At 70.1% G+C, this 15,402-nt stretch carries 17 protein-coding genes and 1 pseudogene; 8 read left to right on the forward strand and 10 right to left on the reverse strand.

Translation table 11 applies throughout. The features are described 5' to 3' along the window. The first annotated feature begins 291 nt into the window (after positions 1-291). From KWI83_RS28675 to KWI83_RS28685, 3 genes are read left to right on the forward strand one after another with little or no spacing between them, the layout of a single operon-like run. Positions 292-1,155, forward strand: a complete 864-nt coding sequence (locus KWI83_RS28675; RefSeq protein ID WP_218517297.1) for an AraC family transcriptional regulator — start codon at positions 292-294, stop codon at positions 1,153-1,155. Beyond that, on the forward strand, positions 1,152-1,874 hold the full coding sequence (locus KWI83_RS28680) for an AzlC family ABC transporter permease (RefSeq protein ID WP_218517298.1): 723 nt from the start codon (positions 1,152-1,154) through the stop codon (positions 1,872-1,874). Before KWI83_RS28675 ends, KWI83_RS28680 begins: the two co-directional genes overlap by 4 nt. Next, positions 1,871-2,179: an AzlD domain-containing protein gene (locus KWI83_RS28685; RefSeq protein WP_218517299.1), complete on the forward strand. Its 309-nt coding sequence runs from the start codon at positions 1,871-1,873 to the stop codon at positions 2,177-2,179. The genes KWI83_RS28680 and KWI83_RS28685 overlap by 4 nt, the downstream gene beginning before the upstream one ends. Before the next feature lie 9 nt (positions 2,180-2,188). On the opposite strand, the gene KWI83_RS28690 is transcribed toward KWI83_RS28685, so the two are convergent. Beyond that, positions 2,189-3,133: a hypothetical protein gene (locus tag KWI83_RS28690; protein ID WP_218517300.1), complete on the reverse strand. Its 945-nt coding sequence runs from the start codon at positions 3,131-3,133 to the stop codon at positions 2,189-2,191. Between the two features lie 80 nt (positions 3,134-3,213). Between KWI83_RS28690 and KWI83_RS28695 the strand changes: the two genes are divergently transcribed. Beyond that, entirely contained in the window at positions 3,214-3,408 is a 195-nt protein-coding gene (locus KWI83_RS28695) for a DUF3046 domain-containing protein (protein ID WP_218517301.1), read from the forward strand. Between the two features lie 162 nt (positions 3,409-3,570). Continuing rightward, complete coding sequence (locus KWI83_RS28700) at positions 3,571-4,797, forward strand: AI-2E family transporter (protein ID WP_256362946.1); 1,227 nt, start codon at positions 3,571-3,573, stop codon at positions 4,795-4,797. 24 nt (positions 4,798-4,821) lie between these two features. Here the strand turns inward: KWI83_RS28700 and KWI83_RS28705 are convergent. Next, positions 4,822-5,309 (reverse strand): annotated as a pseudogene (locus KWI83_RS28705) (hypothetical protein). A gap of 448 nt (positions 5,310-5,757) precedes the next feature. On the opposite strand from KWI83_RS28705, the gene recA reads away from it, so the two are divergent. Both recA and recX read left to right on the forward strand, forming a co-directional pair. Further along, positions 5,758-6,885, forward strand: a complete 1,128-nt coding sequence (gene recA / locus KWI83_RS28710; RefSeq protein ID WP_218517303.1) for a recombinase RecA — start codon at positions 5,758-5,760, stop codon at positions 6,883-6,885. A gap of 3 nt (positions 6,886-6,888) precedes the next feature. Next, on the forward strand, positions 6,889-7,728 hold the full coding sequence (recX, locus tag KWI83_RS28715) for a recombination regulator RecX (RefSeq protein WP_218517304.1): 840 nt from the start codon (positions 6,889-6,891) through the stop codon (positions 7,726-7,728). 142 nt (positions 7,729-7,870) lie between these two features. On the opposite strand, the gene KWI83_RS28720 is transcribed toward recX, so the two are convergent. The 8 genes from KWI83_RS28720 to KWI83_RS28750 form a co-directional block, all read right to left on the reverse strand. Beyond that, positions 7,871-8,278, reverse strand: coding sequence for a rhodanese-like domain-containing protein (locus KWI83_RS28720; protein ID WP_218517305.1), 408 nt, complete (start codon positions 8,276-8,278; stop codon positions 7,871-7,873). Positions 8,279-8,354: 76 nt separating this feature from the next. After that, a complete protein-coding gene (locus KWI83_RS28725; RefSeq protein WP_218517306.1) occupies positions 8,355-8,912 on the reverse strand; it encodes a cysteine dioxygenase family protein in 558 nt (185 codons plus the stop codon). Between the two features lie 82 nt (positions 8,913-8,994). Beyond that, positions 8,995-9,081 (reverse strand): putative leader peptide, encoded by an 87-nt coding sequence (locus KWI83_RS40440; protein WP_374106400.1) that lies wholly within the window; start codon positions 9,079-9,081, stop codon positions 8,995-8,997. Between the two features lie 107 nt (positions 9,082-9,188). Next, on the reverse strand, positions 9,189-10,883 hold the full coding sequence (locus KWI83_RS28730) for an FAD-dependent monooxygenase (RefSeq protein ID WP_218517307.1): 1,695 nt from the start codon (positions 10,881-10,883) through the stop codon (positions 9,189-9,191). Positions 10,884-11,057: 174 nt separating this feature from the next. Further along, entirely contained in the window at positions 11,058-11,972 is a 915-nt protein-coding gene (locus KWI83_RS28735; RefSeq protein ID WP_218517308.1) for an amino acid ABC transporter permease, read from the reverse strand. Beyond that, entirely contained in the window at positions 11,969-12,643 is a 675-nt protein-coding gene (locus KWI83_RS28740; RefSeq protein WP_218517309.1) for an amino acid ABC transporter permease, read from the reverse strand. The genes KWI83_RS28735 and KWI83_RS28740 overlap by 4 nt, the downstream gene beginning before the upstream one ends. Positions 12,644-12,720: 77 nt before the next feature. Then, positions 12,721-13,566: a glutamate ABC transporter substrate-binding protein gene (locus tag KWI83_RS28745; RefSeq protein ID WP_218517310.1), complete on the reverse strand. Its 846-nt coding sequence runs from the start codon at positions 13,564-13,566 to the stop codon at positions 12,721-12,723. An 80-nt stretch (positions 13,567-13,646) separates the two neighbouring features. Beyond that, positions 13,647-14,423, reverse strand: a complete 777-nt coding sequence (locus KWI83_RS28750; protein ID WP_189698524.1) for an amino acid ABC transporter ATP-binding protein — start codon at positions 14,421-14,423, stop codon at positions 13,647-13,649. A 289-nt stretch (positions 14,424-14,712) separates the two neighbouring features. Here KWI83_RS28750 and KWI83_RS28755 point away from each other — a divergent pair, with 289 nt between their 5' ends. Beyond that, positions 14,713-15,399, forward strand: a complete 687-nt coding sequence (locus KWI83_RS28755) for a response regulator transcription factor (RefSeq protein WP_218517311.1) — start codon at positions 14,713-14,715, stop codon at positions 15,397-15,399. Positions 15,400-15,402 lie beyond the last annotated feature (3 nt).

Consider the following 15,402-nt stretch of genomic DNA (forward strand, 5'->3'; position numbering starts at 1 on the left):
TGGCGGATGTGGTGGTTCCTGCCGGATCTCTGCGGCTTGTGGGGGATCCTGGCGGGTGCCTGCGGCGGCCTGCGCGGGTGGGTGCGTGGTTGCTGTAGCGCCTGCCGTGCGGGTTGTGGTCGGGGCCGCGCCGGGGGTGTCCGTCCTCGGAACGGCGCGGAATCGGTCTCTTACCGACTCGCCCGTGTTGACGCGCCAACCGCTGCGGGCGGACACCCCCCGACACGACCCCTTCCCGCCGTGGGCGGCTGGCCCCGCCGTGGTCCTGCGGCGGTCGCGGAGAATGAGGTCATGGGGTCGGGTGAGCGCGCGCGGCATTGGCAGTACTCGGAGCTGCCCGGTGTGGATCTGCTGCGGGCCCGGTATATCCGGAAGGAGTTCGTGCGGCATACGCACGAGAACTTTGTGATCGCCGCTATCGCGGACGGGGCCGAGGTCTTTCATCACGGCGGGGGCGATCAGTATGCGGGAGCCGGGGCGCTGGCGTTGGTCAATCCCGATACGCCGCATACCGGGCGGGCGGGGGTGCCGGAAGGGTGGCGGTATGGGGCTGTTTATCCCTCGCCGGACGTGGTGGCGGAGATCGCCGCTGAGACGACGGTGATTCGTGGGACGCCGGGGTTTGTGCGGCCGGTTTTCGAAGATCCGTACGCCGTTGCATTGGTGCATCGGGTGCTGCGTGCCGCGGACGAGGGGAACGCCCTGGCCGCGGACACGCTGTTGCGGGTCGTGGTGACGCGGTTGCTGCGGTTGAACGGTGGGGCGATGCCGCAGCGTGAGGTGCGGACCGCTGGGGCCCGGGTCGCCGCACGGGCCCGTGAGGTGCTGGAGGCGCGGATGGCCGAGCCGCCGAGTCTGGAGAAGCTCGCGGGTGAGCTGGGGACCAGCCCGTTTGCGTTGCTGCGTGCTTTCCGGGAGTCGTACGGGATGCCGCCCCATGCCTGGCTGACCGATGCCCGGGTGCGGCGGGCGCGGCGGCTGCTGGATGCGGGGACGGCGCCTGCCGAGGCCGCCACGCTGGTGGGGTTCACCGACCAGCCGCATCTGAACCGGCATTTCAGCCGGATCGTGGGGGTGCCGCCGGGGGCGTACCAGCGGGAGCGCAAGAACGTACAAGACGTGGCTCGGCGGCTGCGCCTACCGTCCGACGCGTGACAGAACAGACAGCTCTCGCAGACATACGGGCCGACGGAAGGCCGGATGCCGCCGTCGTACGGGACGCCCTCGGCGTCGGAGTCGCCGTAGGACTGTCGGGGTTCGCCTTCGGGGTGACCTCGGCGGGCAGTGGGCTCAGCTTGTGGCAGACGTGCGCGCTCAGTTTGTTGGTGTTCACCGGGGCGTCCCAGTTCGCGCTGGTGGGTGCGCTCGCCGCGGGCGGGAATCCTTTCACGGCGGCCGCGGGCGCCTTTTTCCTCGGCATGCGCAACGCCTTCTACGGGCTGCGGCTGTCGCAGTTGCTTGCCCTCCCGCGCGCGGTGCGTCCGTTCGCCGCACAGTGGATGATCGACGAGACGGCGGCGGTCGCGTTGGCGCAGCCCACGCGGCGCAGTGCCCGCATCGGGTTCGTGGTGACCGGGCTCAGTCTGTACGCGCTGTGGAATCTGACCACGCTGCTCGGGGCGCTGGGCGCGGAGGCCATCGGCGATACGGCTGCTTGGGGGCTTGATGCGGCCGGGCCCGCGGTCTTTCTGGCGTTGCTGGCGCCGATGCTGCGGAGTGGGACCGAGCGGGCTGTCGCCGGGCTCGCGGTGATTCTGGGGCTGGCGTTGTTGCCGGTGTTGCCTGCCGGCCTGCCGGTGCTGGTGGCCGCGCTCGCGGCGCCGGTCGTGCTGTGGGCGCGCGGGCGCCGCGAGGGACCCGAGGGGGATCGTTGAACATTTGGATCGCGATCGGTGTCACCGCTGTCGGCTGTTATGCCGTCAAGCTTGCCGGGTTGCTGGTGCCCGCCGGTGTGCTGGAGCGGCCCCTCGTCAAGCGGCTGGCCGCGCTGCTGCCCGTCGCCCTGCTCGCCGCTCTCACGGCCCAGCAGACGTTCGCCGACGGGCGGGCACTGGTGTTGGACGCGCGGGCCGCCGGGGTTGCCGCGGCCGCCGTGGCGCTGTTTCTGCGTGCTCCCTTTCTGCTGGTCGTCGCGGCGGCCGTGGTGGTGACGGCGGGGGTGCGGGCGGTGGGCGGGTGAGGTGCGGGGTCAGCCGATGGGGCGGCCGTAGGACCTGAGGGTGCGCAGGGCCCCGATCGTCACCAGGGGGCGTGCCTCAAGAGCGGGGGCGGGTTCCCACTGGCGCCAGCGGATCGGCCAGCCGCCGTCCTCCTGCTGCTCGCTCGCCAGGAAGTCCAGGGAGCGTGTCATCTCGTCGTCGGTGAACCACACGCGTGCGAGGGAGTGCGGTGTCCCGGCGTAGTCGTGCGGGAAGTGGTACTCGCCGGGGGCGTACCCGGGGGCCACGGGGTAGTCGTCCAGGCGGTCGGGGTCGAGGGCGGCGAGGCGGTGTTCGCGGACCAGGCGGCCCAGGCGGTCGGCGGCCGCCTCCGCGCGCGGGCGGTCGGGTGCGGAGTCCAGGAAGGCCACGGCCGCCTGGATCTCGTAGGGGTGGGACTTCTCAAGGGACTCGACCGCCTGCCAGCAGAAGTCCGTGGCCCGGAACAGCCAGGCGTGCCAGACCTCGTTGCGGTGCAGGACGCCCACCACCGGTCCGGTGGCGAGGAGTGCGCTGGGCGGGTCGTCGACGATCGGTACGAAGGGCGCGGTCGGATAGCCGCGTTGGCTGGGATGGACCGCCGGCAGCGCACCGTCCGGCGTGGAGACGGACGTCAGATAGCGGCACACGCGCTCCACGCGCTGGCCGCCGCAGCGCCCGATGGAATCCAGGACGCGCAGGGCCTGCACGGTGTGCAGCGGTTGGCTGACCGGACCGCGCAGATCGGGCTCCAGGGCGTGGCCGTATCCGCCGTCCTGGTTGCGGTACGCGTCCAGCGCCGTCTCCACCGGGTCGGCGGTGCCGTGGAGAAAGTGGTACGCGAAGAGACGCTGCTCCAGCACGCGCGCGGTGAGCCAGACGAACTGCTCGGCGCGGAACAGTGGGGAGTGCGCCGGGGGCGTCGGGGGGAGTGGTGAAGCTCCGGTTTCGGCCATGGCTCAGACCGTAGGACGGAAAGCGGTCTCGGCATGGGCTCCCGGCTCGGGCCCACTCTCAGGGGCGGGATACTGGTGTCATGAGGTTGACGGTCTTCTGGGAGCGGATGGCGGAGCACTTCGGTCCGGGATACGCCGACACCTTCGCGCGCGATCACGTGATGTCGGAGCTCGGCGGACGCACCGTGTACCAGGCGCTCGACGCCGGCTGGGAGGCCAAGGACGTGTGGCGCGTGGTCTGTACGGTCATGAACGTGCCACAGGAGAAGCGCTGACCGTTCACGAAGATCGCAGGACGTCACCCGATTGTCGGTGCCGTGGGTGAAACTTGCACCGTGGCAGACGAGACCGGGCAGGCACCCCCGCACGCATCCCCCTCCGGCACGACGCCGCCCACCCGGCCTCTCGCCGACGGCGCCGTCGCGCCCGGTGGGCGCATGCCGCGCTGGCTGCCACGAGCCATGGTGCTGGCGCTCACCCTGGTCGCCGTGTTCCAGCTGGGCAGTTGGGCCTTCCACCAGCTCACCGGCCTGCTGATCAACATCCTCATCGCGTTCTTCCTGGCCCTCGCCATCGAGCCCGCGGTGAGCTGGATGGCCTCGCGCGGAATGCGCCGGGGACTGGGCACCGGCCTGGTCTTCCTCGCCGTGATAATCGTCTCCGCGGGCTTCGTCACACTGCTCGGCTCGATGCTCGCGGGGCAGATCATCACGATGGTCGAGGGTTTCCCGGACTACCTCGACTCCGTCATCAACTGGATCAACACGCACTTCAAGACCGAACTGAGGCGCGTGGACATCCAGGAGGGCCTGCTCCGCTCCGACTGGCTGCGCAATTACGTGCAGAACAGCGCCACCGGCGTCCTGGACGTGTCCACGCAGGTCCTCGGGGGCCTGTTCCAACTGCTGACGATCACCCTGTTCGCGTTCTACTTCGCCGCCGACGGCCCGAGGCTGCGCCGCGCGCTCTGCTCCGTGCTGCCGCCCGCCCGGCAGGCCGAGGTGCTGCGCGCGTGGGAGATCGCCGTCAACAAGACCGGCGGCTACCTGTACTCGCGCGGTCTGATGGCGCTCGTCTCGGGTGTGGCGCACTACATATTGCTGGAGTTCCTGGGCGTGCCGTACGCACCCGTGCTGGCGGTCTGGGTGGGGCTCGTGTCGCAGTTCATCCCCACCATCGGCACCTATCTCGCCGGTGCCCTGCCGATGCTGATCGCCTTCACGGTCGATCCCTGGTACGCGCTGTGGGTGCTGATCTTCGTCGTGATCTACCAGCAGTTCGAGAACTACGTGCTGCAGCCCAAGCTGACCGCCAAGACCGTCGACATCCATCCCGCGGTCGCCTTCGGGTCGGTCATCGCGGGCACCGCGCTCCTCGGCGCGGTCGGCGCGTTGATCGCCATCCCGGCGGTCGCCACGCTCCAGGCGTTCCTCGGGGCGTATGTGAAGCGGTACGACGTCACGGACGACCCCCGGGTGCACGGGCATCGGAGACGAGCACCGGGGACGGGGCTCGTCACGCGCGCGCGGCGGGCGTGGGGGCGGCTACGGGTGGCGGAGTCGGGGGAGTCGAGTGAGTCGGGGGAAGACTTGAGTGAGTCGGGGGAAGACTTGGTGGGGCAGCCGGGGGAACCGGGGGGAGGCTTCGCAGAGGAGCGTTCGTAAGGGAGCTTGCTCGCAGGCGTCAGCTCAGTACGTGAGAACGGCCCATGGCTCCGGCGACCGCTGCCGCGCAACAGCCGACCGCCGCAGCCACGATCCGCTGCGGACCGGCTCGCTCCCTGGGGTGCGCGAGAGCAGCCAGGCCAGCGCGGGCAGGACCCGTACGGCGTGCAGACTGACCCCGTGCGACGGCTTCAGCGGGGCCGTGGAGTCGTACGCCGCCTCCTGGTCGCCGGTCCGGACGAGCACGACATCGCGCGCGATCATCGCCGCGCCCGAGGTCGGCGCGACGAGCAGCATCGCGAACCCGAACCGCACGGCGAGGGCCATGCCGGGCACCCGGCGCCACGCCTGGAGGGTGAGGCCGGTGACCTCCATCGCACAGTCGGCGGCGAACACGGCGAGCAGCACCGCACGCAGCCTCAGGCCACCGGCTTGCGCCAGGAGACGGGCCCGTGCCAGGGGCCGCCGTCGACCGCGAACACCACCAGGTGCGCCGGGCCGGAGACGATCAGGAGGAGGGCGGTCGCGTGGCAGAGGCGAGAGACGGCGGCTCCCGGAGACGGGGTGGGGTCGGCTGTGTGGGGGGCCCTGCGCGGGCGGCGCGGGGGATTCCATGGCCAGAGCCTGGCGCAGGAGGTCCGGTGCCGTCGTCGTACGGCCGGAGACACCTGTCGTACGCCGGGGAAGCAGGGCGGGGTTCGGGGCGGTGAGGCGGAATCGGGGGCCGGTGTCGGTGCGCGGTCGTAGTCTCGGAAGTGCTGCGTGGTGAGCTTGACACAAAAATCGAACATCCATTCTCATGGGGGCTCCGGTGAGGCTCTCGACGGGGATTTCCACAGGGATTGATGGAGAAGTGCCCGAGTTATCCACAGGCCGGACCGGCGTCGGGGCGCATTGTCAGTGGCAGGCGTTAGCGTCTTTGACGTGAAGCGATCGACTCAAGCAAACCGGGTGGAACCCATGGCAGGTACCGACCGCGAGAAGGCACTCGACGCCGCCCTCGCGCAGATTGAACGGCAATTCGGCAAGGGCGCGGTCATGCGCATGGGCGAGCGGGCGAAGGAGCCCATCGAGGTCATCCCGACCGGGTCGACCGCGCTCGACGTGGCCCTCGGCGTCGGCGGCCTGCCGCGCGGCCGTGTCGTGGAGATCTACGGACCGGAGTCCTCCGGTAAGACGACCCTGACCCTGCACGCGGTGGCGAATGCTCAGAAGGCCGGCGGACAGGTCGCCTTCGTGGACGCGGAGCACGCCCTCGACCCCGAGTACGCGAAGAAGCTCGGCGTCGACATCGACAATCTGATCCTGTCCCAGCCGGACAACGGCGAACAGGCGCTGGAGATCGTGGACATGTTGGTCCGCTCCGGCGCGCTCGACCTCATCGTCATCGACTCCGTCGCCGCGCTCGTCCCGCGCGCGGAGATCGAGGGCGAGATGGGCGACAGCCACGTGGGTCTGCAGGCCCGCCTGATGAGCCAGGCCCTGCGGAAGATCACCAGCGCGCTCAACCAGTCCAAGACCACCGCGATCTTCATCAACCAGCTCCGCGAGAAGATCGGCGTGATGTTCGGCTCGCCGGAGACCACGACCGGTGGCCGGGCGCTGAAGTTCTACGCCTCGGTGCGCATCGACATCCGCCGCATCGAGACCCTGAAGGACGGCACGGAGGCGGTCGGCAACCGCACCCGCTGCAAGGTCGTCAAGAACAAGGTCGCACCGCCCTTCAAGCAGGCCGAGTTCGACATCCTCTACGGCCAGGGCATCAGCCGCGAGGGCGGTCTGATCGACATGGGCGTGGAGCACGGCTTCGTCCGCAAGGCCGGCGCCTGGTACACGTACGAGGGCGACCAGCTCGGCCAGGGCAAGGAGAACGCGCGCAACTTCCTGAAGGACAACCCCGACCTGGCCAACGAGATCGAGAAGAAGATCAAGGAGAAGCTCGGCGTCGGGGTACGGCCCGAGGAGCCCGCCGCCGAACCGGGCGCGGTCGCCGCGGTCGCCACCCCTGCGGACGAAGCGCCCAAGGCGGTGCCGGCACCGGCGACGGCCAAGACGGCCAGGACCAAGGCCGCGGCTGCCAAGAGCTGACCCGTGACACGGCGAACCGACTGGGCCGAGTACGCATACCCCGGTGTCCCGCGGGAGCCGGATCCGGGGAGGGCGGACGAGGGGGGCTTTGCCGGGGCCGGGCACGGTGACGAGTGGCCGGGCGGTGGCTCGCGCGCTGGGCACGGTGACGAGTGGCCGGGCGGTCGCTCGCACGCCGGTGCGGGTGCGAGCGATGGCGGTCGGCCTCGTGGCGACCGCGGGGGGCGCGGCGAGGCCGGCTCACGACGGGGGCGTGGGCGCCGTCGGCGTGGCTTCGCAGAGCCGTCCGCCGAGGACGGGGACACCTCCTCCTTGTCGAGGGCCGAGCAGGAGGAGTCCCCAGGGGACCCGGCTGAGCGGGCACGGGCGATCTGCCTGCGCCTGCTCACCGGGACCCCGCGCACGCGGAAGCAGCTCGCGGACGCCCTGCGCAAGCGGGACATCCCGGACGACGTGGCCGAGGAGGTGCTGTCGCGGTTCGAGGAGGTCGGGCTGATCAACGACAGTGCCTTCGCGGACGCCTGGGTGGAGTCCCGGCATCACGGCCGGGGGCTGGCCCGGCGGGCGCTGGCGCAGGAGCTGCGGACCAAGGGGGTCGACTCCACGCTGATCGACGCGGCCGTTGCCCAGCTCGACACTGAGCAGGAGGAGGCGACCGCGCGTGAACTCGTCGCCCGCAAGCTGCACTCCACACGCGGCCTCGACCGGGAGAAGCGACTCCGGCGGCTGGCGGGGATGCTGGCGCGGAAGGGATATCCCGAGGGGATGGCCCTGCGGGTGGTGCGGCGGGCGTTGGAGGAAGAGGGGGAGGATACGGAGTTCTTGGGAGAGGAGGGGTTCTGAGGGTGTCCTGGTCGGCGGGCTTCGGCTCTGCGGGCGCGGGTGGTGGGGACGATGCCGGTGGCTCTCTCCGGCCCCGCGTCGCACCCACGCCCTGCCTGCGCCCTCACGGGCTCGGCGTCCCCCACGCCCGGCCGCCTACGCCTCATGGGCTCGCCGTCACCGGAAGTCCCGCACCCCGCCAAGCCTGGAACCCACCCTCCAGGTCCGTCGCCCGGTGCAGCCCCACTCGGTGCAGCGACTCCACGGCGAGGCTCGACGCGTAACCCTCGTTGCAGATCACCACAACGCGCAGGTCGTGGCTCGTGGCCTCGGGAAGGCGGTGGCTGCCGTGGGGGTCGAGGCGCCACTCCAGTTCGTTGCGCTCCACGATCAGGGCGCCGGGGATCACGCCGTCCCGCTCGCGCAGGGCCTGGTACCGGATGTCCACGAGGAGCGCCTCGCGGGCCCGGGCGGCCTCGTAGGCCTCCTGCGGTTCGATCCGCACGTACCCCTCGCGTACCCGTTCGAGCAACTCGTCTATACCCACCGGCATTCCACGCTCACCACTCATCGCCGCTCCTCAAAGCCCCTCTACCGCCTACTCGCTCACCCACACCCACACCCACACCCCCACCCCACACCCTGCCTCACTGCCAGTCCTCCGGCCGCTCCACCTGCTCCAACCGCAGCACATTCCCCGCGCGGCTGTAACGCCGAATCCGCGGCAACGGTGGGTAGTAGGCGTGCACGGAGATGGCGTGTCGGTCGGGGGACTCGTTGAGTACCTCATGGACGTGGTGGCGGCCGAAGGAACGGCCCTGGCCCGCCCGCAGGCGGCGTTCCCGGTCGACGCCCTCCGTGAGTTCCAGGGTCTTCCAGCCGTCGGTGGGCAGCCGGGCGGCGAGGGAGTGCTCCGTGAGTTCGCCGCGGGCGGTGAGGAAGGCGCCCACCGAGTCGGCGTGGTCGTGCCAGCCGGTGCCCGTGCCGGGCGGCCAGCCGATGAGCCAGGCCTCGCTGCCGCCGGGACCTTCCAGCCGTACCCAGGTGCGGGCCTCCGGGTCGAGCGGAAGGGAGTCGATCAGCGCGGCGTCGGCGGCCGTACGCCGGGCGAAGTCGAGAAGGTCGGCCTGCGTCGGGGTGCCCACGGCAGATCCGGAAGCGGAAGGAGAAACAGGGGCAGAGGAGGCAGCGGGAGAGGCGGACAACGTGCACCGTCCTGATGAGCGTTCGCGTGAGCGCGCGCGGCGAGGCGTCAGCGGCGCGCGCGGTGAGGGAGAAAAGGCGAGATCAGCAGGCGGGACGACACACGCAGCCCGCGTAGCGGAGGAGGTCCATATGGACTCTCCGCCACAGGCGTACGCAGGTGCCGGTCACGTTCCGGAGTACACCATGCCGGTCCTGGCCGGTCAATTCGCCGTCACCCTGCGGACGGAGACACAGAGTGACGGCGAGCGAGCAGGCACACCCAGCACCACGAGGGGTCAGCGCGAGCCCGCCGTGGCCTCGGCCGTGGCCTTTGCCGGGCCGCCCAGTGTCGCCTCCGCCGCCGCGTACAGGTCGGCCGGGCGGACGCCGTTGAGGGCCGTGACCAGGTGGCCGTCGGGCCGGATGAGGAGCACGGTGTGGGCGGACGCGCCCGGGTAGCGCTCGGCGACCAGCAGTTCGGCCCTGTGGGGCAGCGCGGTGACCGCGGCCGCCAGCCGGGGCATGATCCCGGCGGTCACCCAGTGCTTGCGCTCCCACACGCCGGTGCCCGGAGCGATCAGTACGACGAGCAGCGCGCCGCGACCGAGCCGGTCGCGCAGCTGTACGAAGGAACCGTCCTCCGCCGTGACCCTCACATCCGCCACCGGCGCACCCGGGAGCGTGTCGACGGGGACCTCTGCCTCGATGCGCCGGGGCGCGAGAGGTGAGTCGGCGTACGTGCCCGGCGCGCCCAGTGGTCCGCGCCCCAGGTGGCCGTCGGTGAGCAGCGCGTCATGGCCGCGGCCCGCGCCGGGGACGTAGGAGCGCAGGGTCCCGCCGCCGCGCAGCAGCGGCAGCACCTGGTCGGCGGCGCGCAGCCGGGCGGCGACGACGGCGCGGCGCTCCGCCTGGTAACTGTCGAGGAGCGTCTCGCGCGGCCCGTCGTGCCAGGCCGGCGCCAGCTTCCAAGCGAGGTTGTCGGCGTCCTTGAGCCCCTCCTCCAGCCCCTGCGTGCCGAGCGCGCCGAGCAGATGGGCCGCGTCCCCGGCGAGGAAGACACGCCCGACGCGCCAGCGGCGGGCCAGGCGGTGGTGGACGGTGTGCACGCCGGTGTCGAGGAGTTCGTACGGCGGGGTGGAGCCGCCGGTCCAGCCCGCGAGGGTCTCCCGGATGCGGGTCACCAGGAGCTCGGGCGTGACCAGGTCCTTGCCGGGCGGCAGCAGCCAGTCCAGCCGCCAGATGCCGTCGGGCAGCGGACGTGCGGTGATCTCCCCGGCCGAGGGGCCCGATGTGCGCCACGGCGGCATCCGGTGGAGCAACGCCCGGCCGGGCCACGGCAGTTCCGCACGCAGCGCGGCGACGGCGTATCGTTCCACCGCCGTGCGGCCGGGGAAGCGGATGTCCTGGAGTTTGCGCACGGTCGAGCGGGGGCCGTCGCAGCCGACCAGGTAACTGCCGCGCCACCAGGTGCCCTTGGGGCCTCGGGTGCGCGCGGTGACGCCGTAGGCCTCCTGCTCGATGGTGTCGAGCCTGCTGTCTGACGCGATTTCGACGAGGGGCTCGCGGTCGATGGCGGCGCGCAGGGCGCCGGTCATGACGTGCTGGGCGAGGTGCAGGGGCGGCTCCTCCGGGGCGGCGCCGGTGGTCACGGCGTACTCCGAGCGGGCCTCGCGCACGTGCTCGACGTCACCGAAGCCGCCGGAGTCGCTGGAGGCGTCATCCACGCCCTCGAACGTGATCTCCCGCACCACCTGCCTGCGCCGCATCGACCGCCATCCGGCCCAGCGGGTCCCGGCCTCGGCGAGCGGCACCCCGGTCAGCCGCTCCATCAGCGCGGCGGTGTCCTCACGCAGGACGACGGTGCGGGCGAGCCGTGGTTCCTCCGTGCCCGGGCCCTCGTCGAGGACGACGGAGGGCACTTCCTGACGCGCGAGCGCCAGGGCGAGCGTGAGCCCGACGGGCCCCGCTCCGACGATGATCACCGGATCCACGCGGCGCTCCCTGTCCGCAGTGGTGCCTTTGGAGACGTATGTGAACAGGAGGTTGGAGCAGGGTGCACGATCACAGAACGTATGCAACCCATTGCCGGTGCTTGCGTCAAGCGACGAGGGGCAGTGGCGATCATGCCACTGCCCCTCGGGTCACTGAAGGCTGTTGACTCACCCTCAGATGGTGCCTCCGGCGCCGGTGCCGTGCGTACCCCCGACCTCGGCGGCGTTGAGGTCGTCCACGTCGTCCTTGCCGAGGACCGCGCCGGTGCTCCTCTTGCTGCGCCTGAGCCTGGCCTCCAGCCAGCTCGCGAACGAGGTGAGCGCGAAGTTGACCAGGATGAAGATGAGGGCCACGACCGTGAAGCTGGCGATGGTGTTCGCGCCGTAGAAGGCGCTCATCGGGCGGACCGCCGCCATCAGGTCGGAGAAGTTGAGCAGCGCGCCGCCGAGGGCGGTGTCCTTCACGATCACCACCAGCTGGCTGACGATCGCGGGGAGCATCGCGGTGACCGACTGCGGCAGCAGCACGTACCGCATCGTCTGGCCCTTGCGCAGCCCGATGGCCATCGCGGCCTCCGACTGACCCTTCGGCAGGGCCAGGATGCCGGCCCGCACGATCTCCGCGAGCACCGACGCGTTGTAGAGCACGAGGCCGGTGACCACCGCGTAGAGCGGGCGGTCCTCCGAGCTGATGTCCGTGAACTGGGCGTACGCCGCGTTGGCGAAGAGCATCAGGATCAGCACCGGGATCGCCCGGAAGAACTCCACCACGGCACCCGAGGGCCACCGGACCCACCAGTGGTCGGAGAGCCGTGCGATGCCGAAGAACGCGCCGAGCGGCAGCGCGATGACCATGGCGAGAGCGGCCGCGATCAGGGTGTTTTCCAGACCGGGCAAGATGTACGTGGTCCACGCACGGGAATCCGTGAAGAAGGGCTCCCACTTGACCCAGTCGAGCTGGTTCTTCTCGTCGAGCTTCCGGTACACCCACCACAACGCGGCGGCGAAGACGGCGATGAACGCGACCGAGAGGATGGCGTTGCGGCGCCTGGCCCGGGGGCCTGGGACGTCGTAGAGGACCGAGCTCATCGCTTCACCGCCACCTTCTTGCCCACCCAGCCGAGGATCAGACCGGTCGGGAGGGTGAGGCAGACGAACCCGAACGCGAAGAGGGCACCGATGAGGATGACCTGGGCCTCGTTCTCGATCATCTCCCTCATGAGGAACGCGGCCTCGGTCACGCCGATGGCGGCGGCGACCGTGGTGTTCTTGGTCAGCGCGATCAGTACGTTGGTCAGCGGCCCGACCACCGAGCGGAACGCCTGCGGGAGCACGACCAGCATGAGGACCTGCCGGAAGTTCAGCCCGATGGCGCGGGCGGCCTCGGCCTGCCCGACGGGCACCGTGTTGATGCCGGAGCGCAGCGCCTCACACACGAAGGCGGAGGTGTAGGCGATCAGGCCGAACACGGCGAGCCGGAAGTTGATGACCGTGAAGTCCTCGGCACCGAACTTGACGCCCAGGGTTTGGAAGAGGCCCAGCGACGTGAAGAGGATGATGATCGTCAAAGGGATGTTCCGCACCACGTTCACATAGGCGGTGCCGAAGCCGCGCATCAGGGGTACGGGGCTGACGCGCATGGCGGCGAGCAGGGTTCCCCAGATCAGCGAGCCGATGGCCGAGAAGACGGTCAGCTGCACCGTCACCCAGAAGGCGCCCAACAGGCTGGGGTTGTCGTAGTCTGCAAGAAAGTCGAACACTGTCTCCCGCGCTTCCGCGTTGGGGGAGGACGCGGCACGCCGCCCTCACGGACGGCGTGCCCCTGTGCGCCCCTGCTTCACTTGACGATGTTGCCGATCTTCGGCGCGGGCTCGTTCTTGTAGTTGGCGGGGCCGAAGTTGGCCTCCACGGCCTTGTCCCACGAACCGTCGGACACCATCTTCTCCAGCGCGGTGTTGATCTTGTCCTTGAGGTCGCTGCCCTCCTGGACGCCGATGCCGTAGTTCTCGTTGCTCAGCTTGAAGCCGGCGAGCTTGAACTTGCCCTGGAACTGCTCCTGCGCGGCGTAGCCGGCGAGGATGGAGTCGTCGGTGGTCAGCGCGTCGACAGCGCTGTTCTCCAGGCCGGTCAGGCACTCCGAGTAGCCGCCGTACGTCTGCAGGTTGGCCTTCGGGGCGATGGTGTCCTTGACGTTCTGCGCCGAGGTGGAACCGGCCACCGAGCAGAGGTTCTTGTTGTTCAGATCCTCCGGCTTCGTGATCGAGTTGTCGTCGGCCCGGATCAGCACGTCCTGGTGGGCGAGGAGGTAGGGACCGGCGAAGTCGACCTTCTTGTCCCGCTCGTCGGTGATCGAGTACGAGGCGGCGATGAAGTCGACGTCGCCGCGTTCCAGCATCGTCTCGCGGTCGGCGCTCTTCGCCTCCTTCCACTCGATCTGGTCCTCGGTGTAGCCGAGCTCCTTGGCGACGTACGTCGCGACATCGACGTCGAAGCCCGTGTAGTCGCCGTCCGCGGTCTTCTGGCCGAGGCCCGGCTGGTCGAACTTGATGCCGATGGTGATCTTCTTGCCGTCGCCGGAGCCCGAGCCCGACCCCGAGTCGCCATCCCCCCCACCACAAGCAGTCGCGGCCAGGGACAGGACAAGTGCGGTGGTCGCCGCAGCGGTGACCTTGCGGAGCTTCATGGTGAACATCCTTTGCGTGATGAAGTGGAGGGCCGTCGGGTGCGGGGAGCGCGGCTCGTCGCGAAGGCGGCGAGCGACGGTCAGTGGTGGAGGATCTTCGACAGGAAGTCCTTGGCGCGGTCGCTGCGCGGGTTGCTGAAGAACTGGTCCGGCACGGCCTCTTCGACGATGCGGCCGTCTGCCATGAACACCACACGATTCGCAGCCGACCGGGCGAAGCCCATCTCGTGCGTGACGACGATCATGGTCATGCCGTCGCGGGCGAGCTGCTGCATGACCTCCAGCACCTCGTTGATCATTTCCGGGTCGAGGGCCGAGGTCGGCTCGTCGAAGAGCATCACCTTCGGGTCCATGGCCAGCGCCCGCGCGATCGCGACGCGCTGCTGCTGGCCACCGGAGAGCTGCGCGGGGTACTTGTCCGCCTGCGAGGCCACACCGACCCGGTCGAGCAGGGCTCGGGCCTTCGCCTCGGCCTGCTTCTTCTCCGCCCGGCGGACCTTGATCTGGCCCAGCATCACGTTCTCGAGCACGGTCTTGTGCGCGAACAGGTTGAACGACTGGAACACCATGCCGACATCGGCGCGCAGCCGGGCCAGCGCCTTGCCCTCCGCGGGCAGCGGCTTGCCGTCGATGGTGATCGAGCCGGAGTCGATCGTCTCCAGCCGGTTGATGGTGCGGCACAAGGTGGACTTTCCGGACCCGGAGGGCCCGATGACCACGACGACCTCGCCGCGGGCGATTGTCAGATCGATGTCCTGGAGTACGTGCAACGCGCCGAAGTGCTTGTTGACGCTCTTCAGGACGACCAGTTCGCCGGTTGCGGCCACATCTTCCTTGGCCACCGATACTTCGGTCATCGCTCTCAGGCTCCGTCCTCCTCGGTTTCGGAGGACAGTAGCTACCCTACGCGACCTGCGTCATTACATCTGAGGCGAATTTGAGTATCACGATCCGATAGCAGCCGGACACGACTGGTAGCACGGATGACCGGCCCGCGTATCGGCCGGATAACGGAAGAGCCGCGCAACCGGAACCCTCTTGACGCCGTCCTCATCCATCAGCGTGACTGCCTTGGTGCACGCGCGCGCGTGCATGTGTTTGTGTACCCGCCGAGTCCGTACTGCCGATGAACCGAAGGGGGCCGGGATGAGACTGCTGCTCGTCGAGGACGACAACCACGTCGCCACCGCTCTGTCCGCGGTCCTGGCACGGCACGGTTTCGACGTCACGCACGCGCGCAGCGGCGAGGAGGCCCTCCAGGCGCTCGTCCCGGAGGGCGCCGGCTTCGGTGTCGTCCTGCTCGACCTCGGCCTGCCCGACCAGGACGGCTACGAGGTGTGCAGCAAGATCCGCAAGCGCACCGGCATCCCGGTGATCATGGTCACCGCGCGTTCCGACGTCCGCTCCCGTATACACGGCCTGAACCTCGGCGCCGACGACTACGTCGTGAAGCCGTACGACACCGGGGAGCTGCTCGCCCGGATCCACGCCGTCAGCCGGCGCATCGCCCACGAGGACCCCGCCGCCGACGGCGGGACCGCGCTGCTCCTGGGACCCGTACGCATCGAACTGCCCACCCGCCAGGTCACCGTGGACGGTTCGGTTGTCCAACTGACCCGCAAGGAGTTCGACCTGCTCGCCCTGCTCGCGCAGCGTCCCGGGGTGGTGTTCCGGCGGGAGCAGATCATCAGTGAGGTGTGGCGCACCAGCTGGGAGGGCACCGGACGCACCCTTGAGGTGCATGTCGCGTCCCTGCGCGCCAAGCTGCGCATGCCCGCCCTGATCGAGACCGTGCGCGGCGTCGGCTACCGGCTCGTCGCCCCGGCCGCGTAGCGG

It is taken from the genome of Streptomyces sp. TRM70350 (assembly GCF_019219825.1).
Lineage (GTDB): Bacteria > Actinomycetota > Actinomycetes > Streptomycetales > Streptomycetaceae > Streptomyces.

What these genes read in the sequence shown, in the direction of transcription:
- recA (WP_218517303.1), top strand. Translation starts at nt 5,758, where the DNA reads ATGGCAGGTACCGACCGCGAGAAGGCACTCGACGCCGCCCTCGCGCAG.
- KWI83_RS28695 (WP_218517301.1), top strand. Translation starts at nt 3,214, where the DNA reads ATGAGGTTGACGGTCTTCTGGGAGCGGATGGCGGAGCACTTCGGTCCG.
- KWI83_RS28755 (WP_218517311.1), top strand. Translation starts at nt 14,713, where the DNA reads ATGAGACTGCTGCTCGTCGAGGACGACAACCACGTCGCCACCGCTCTG.
- KWI83_RS28750 (WP_189698524.1), bottom strand. Translation starts at nt 14,423, where the DNA reads ATGACCGAAGTATCGGTGGCCAAGGAAGATGTGGCCGCAACCGGCGAA.
- KWI83_RS28735 (WP_218517308.1), bottom strand. Translation starts at nt 11,972, where the DNA reads ATGAGCTCGGTCCTCTACGACGTCCCAGGCCCCCGGGCCAGGCGCCGC.
- KWI83_RS28700 (WP_256362946.1), top strand. Translation starts at nt 3,571, where the DNA reads ATGCCGCGCTGGCTGCCACGAGCCATGGTGCTGGCGCTCACCCTGGTC.
- KWI83_RS28745 (WP_218517310.1), bottom strand. Translation starts at nt 13,566, where the DNA reads ATGAAGCTCCGCAAGGTCACCGCTGCGGCGACCACCGCACTTGTCCTG.
- KWI83_RS28720 (WP_218517305.1), bottom strand. Translation starts at nt 8,278, where the DNA reads ATGAGTGGTGAGCGTGGAATGCCGGTGGGTATAGACGAGTTGCTCGAA.
- KWI83_RS28675 (WP_218517297.1), top strand. Translation starts at nt 292, where the DNA reads ATGGGGTCGGGTGAGCGCGCGCGGCATTGGCAGTACTCGGAGCTGCCC.
- KWI83_RS28690 (WP_218517300.1), bottom strand. Translation starts at nt 3,133, where the DNA reads ATGGCCGAAACCGGAGCTTCACCACTCCCCCCGACGCCCCCGGCGCAC.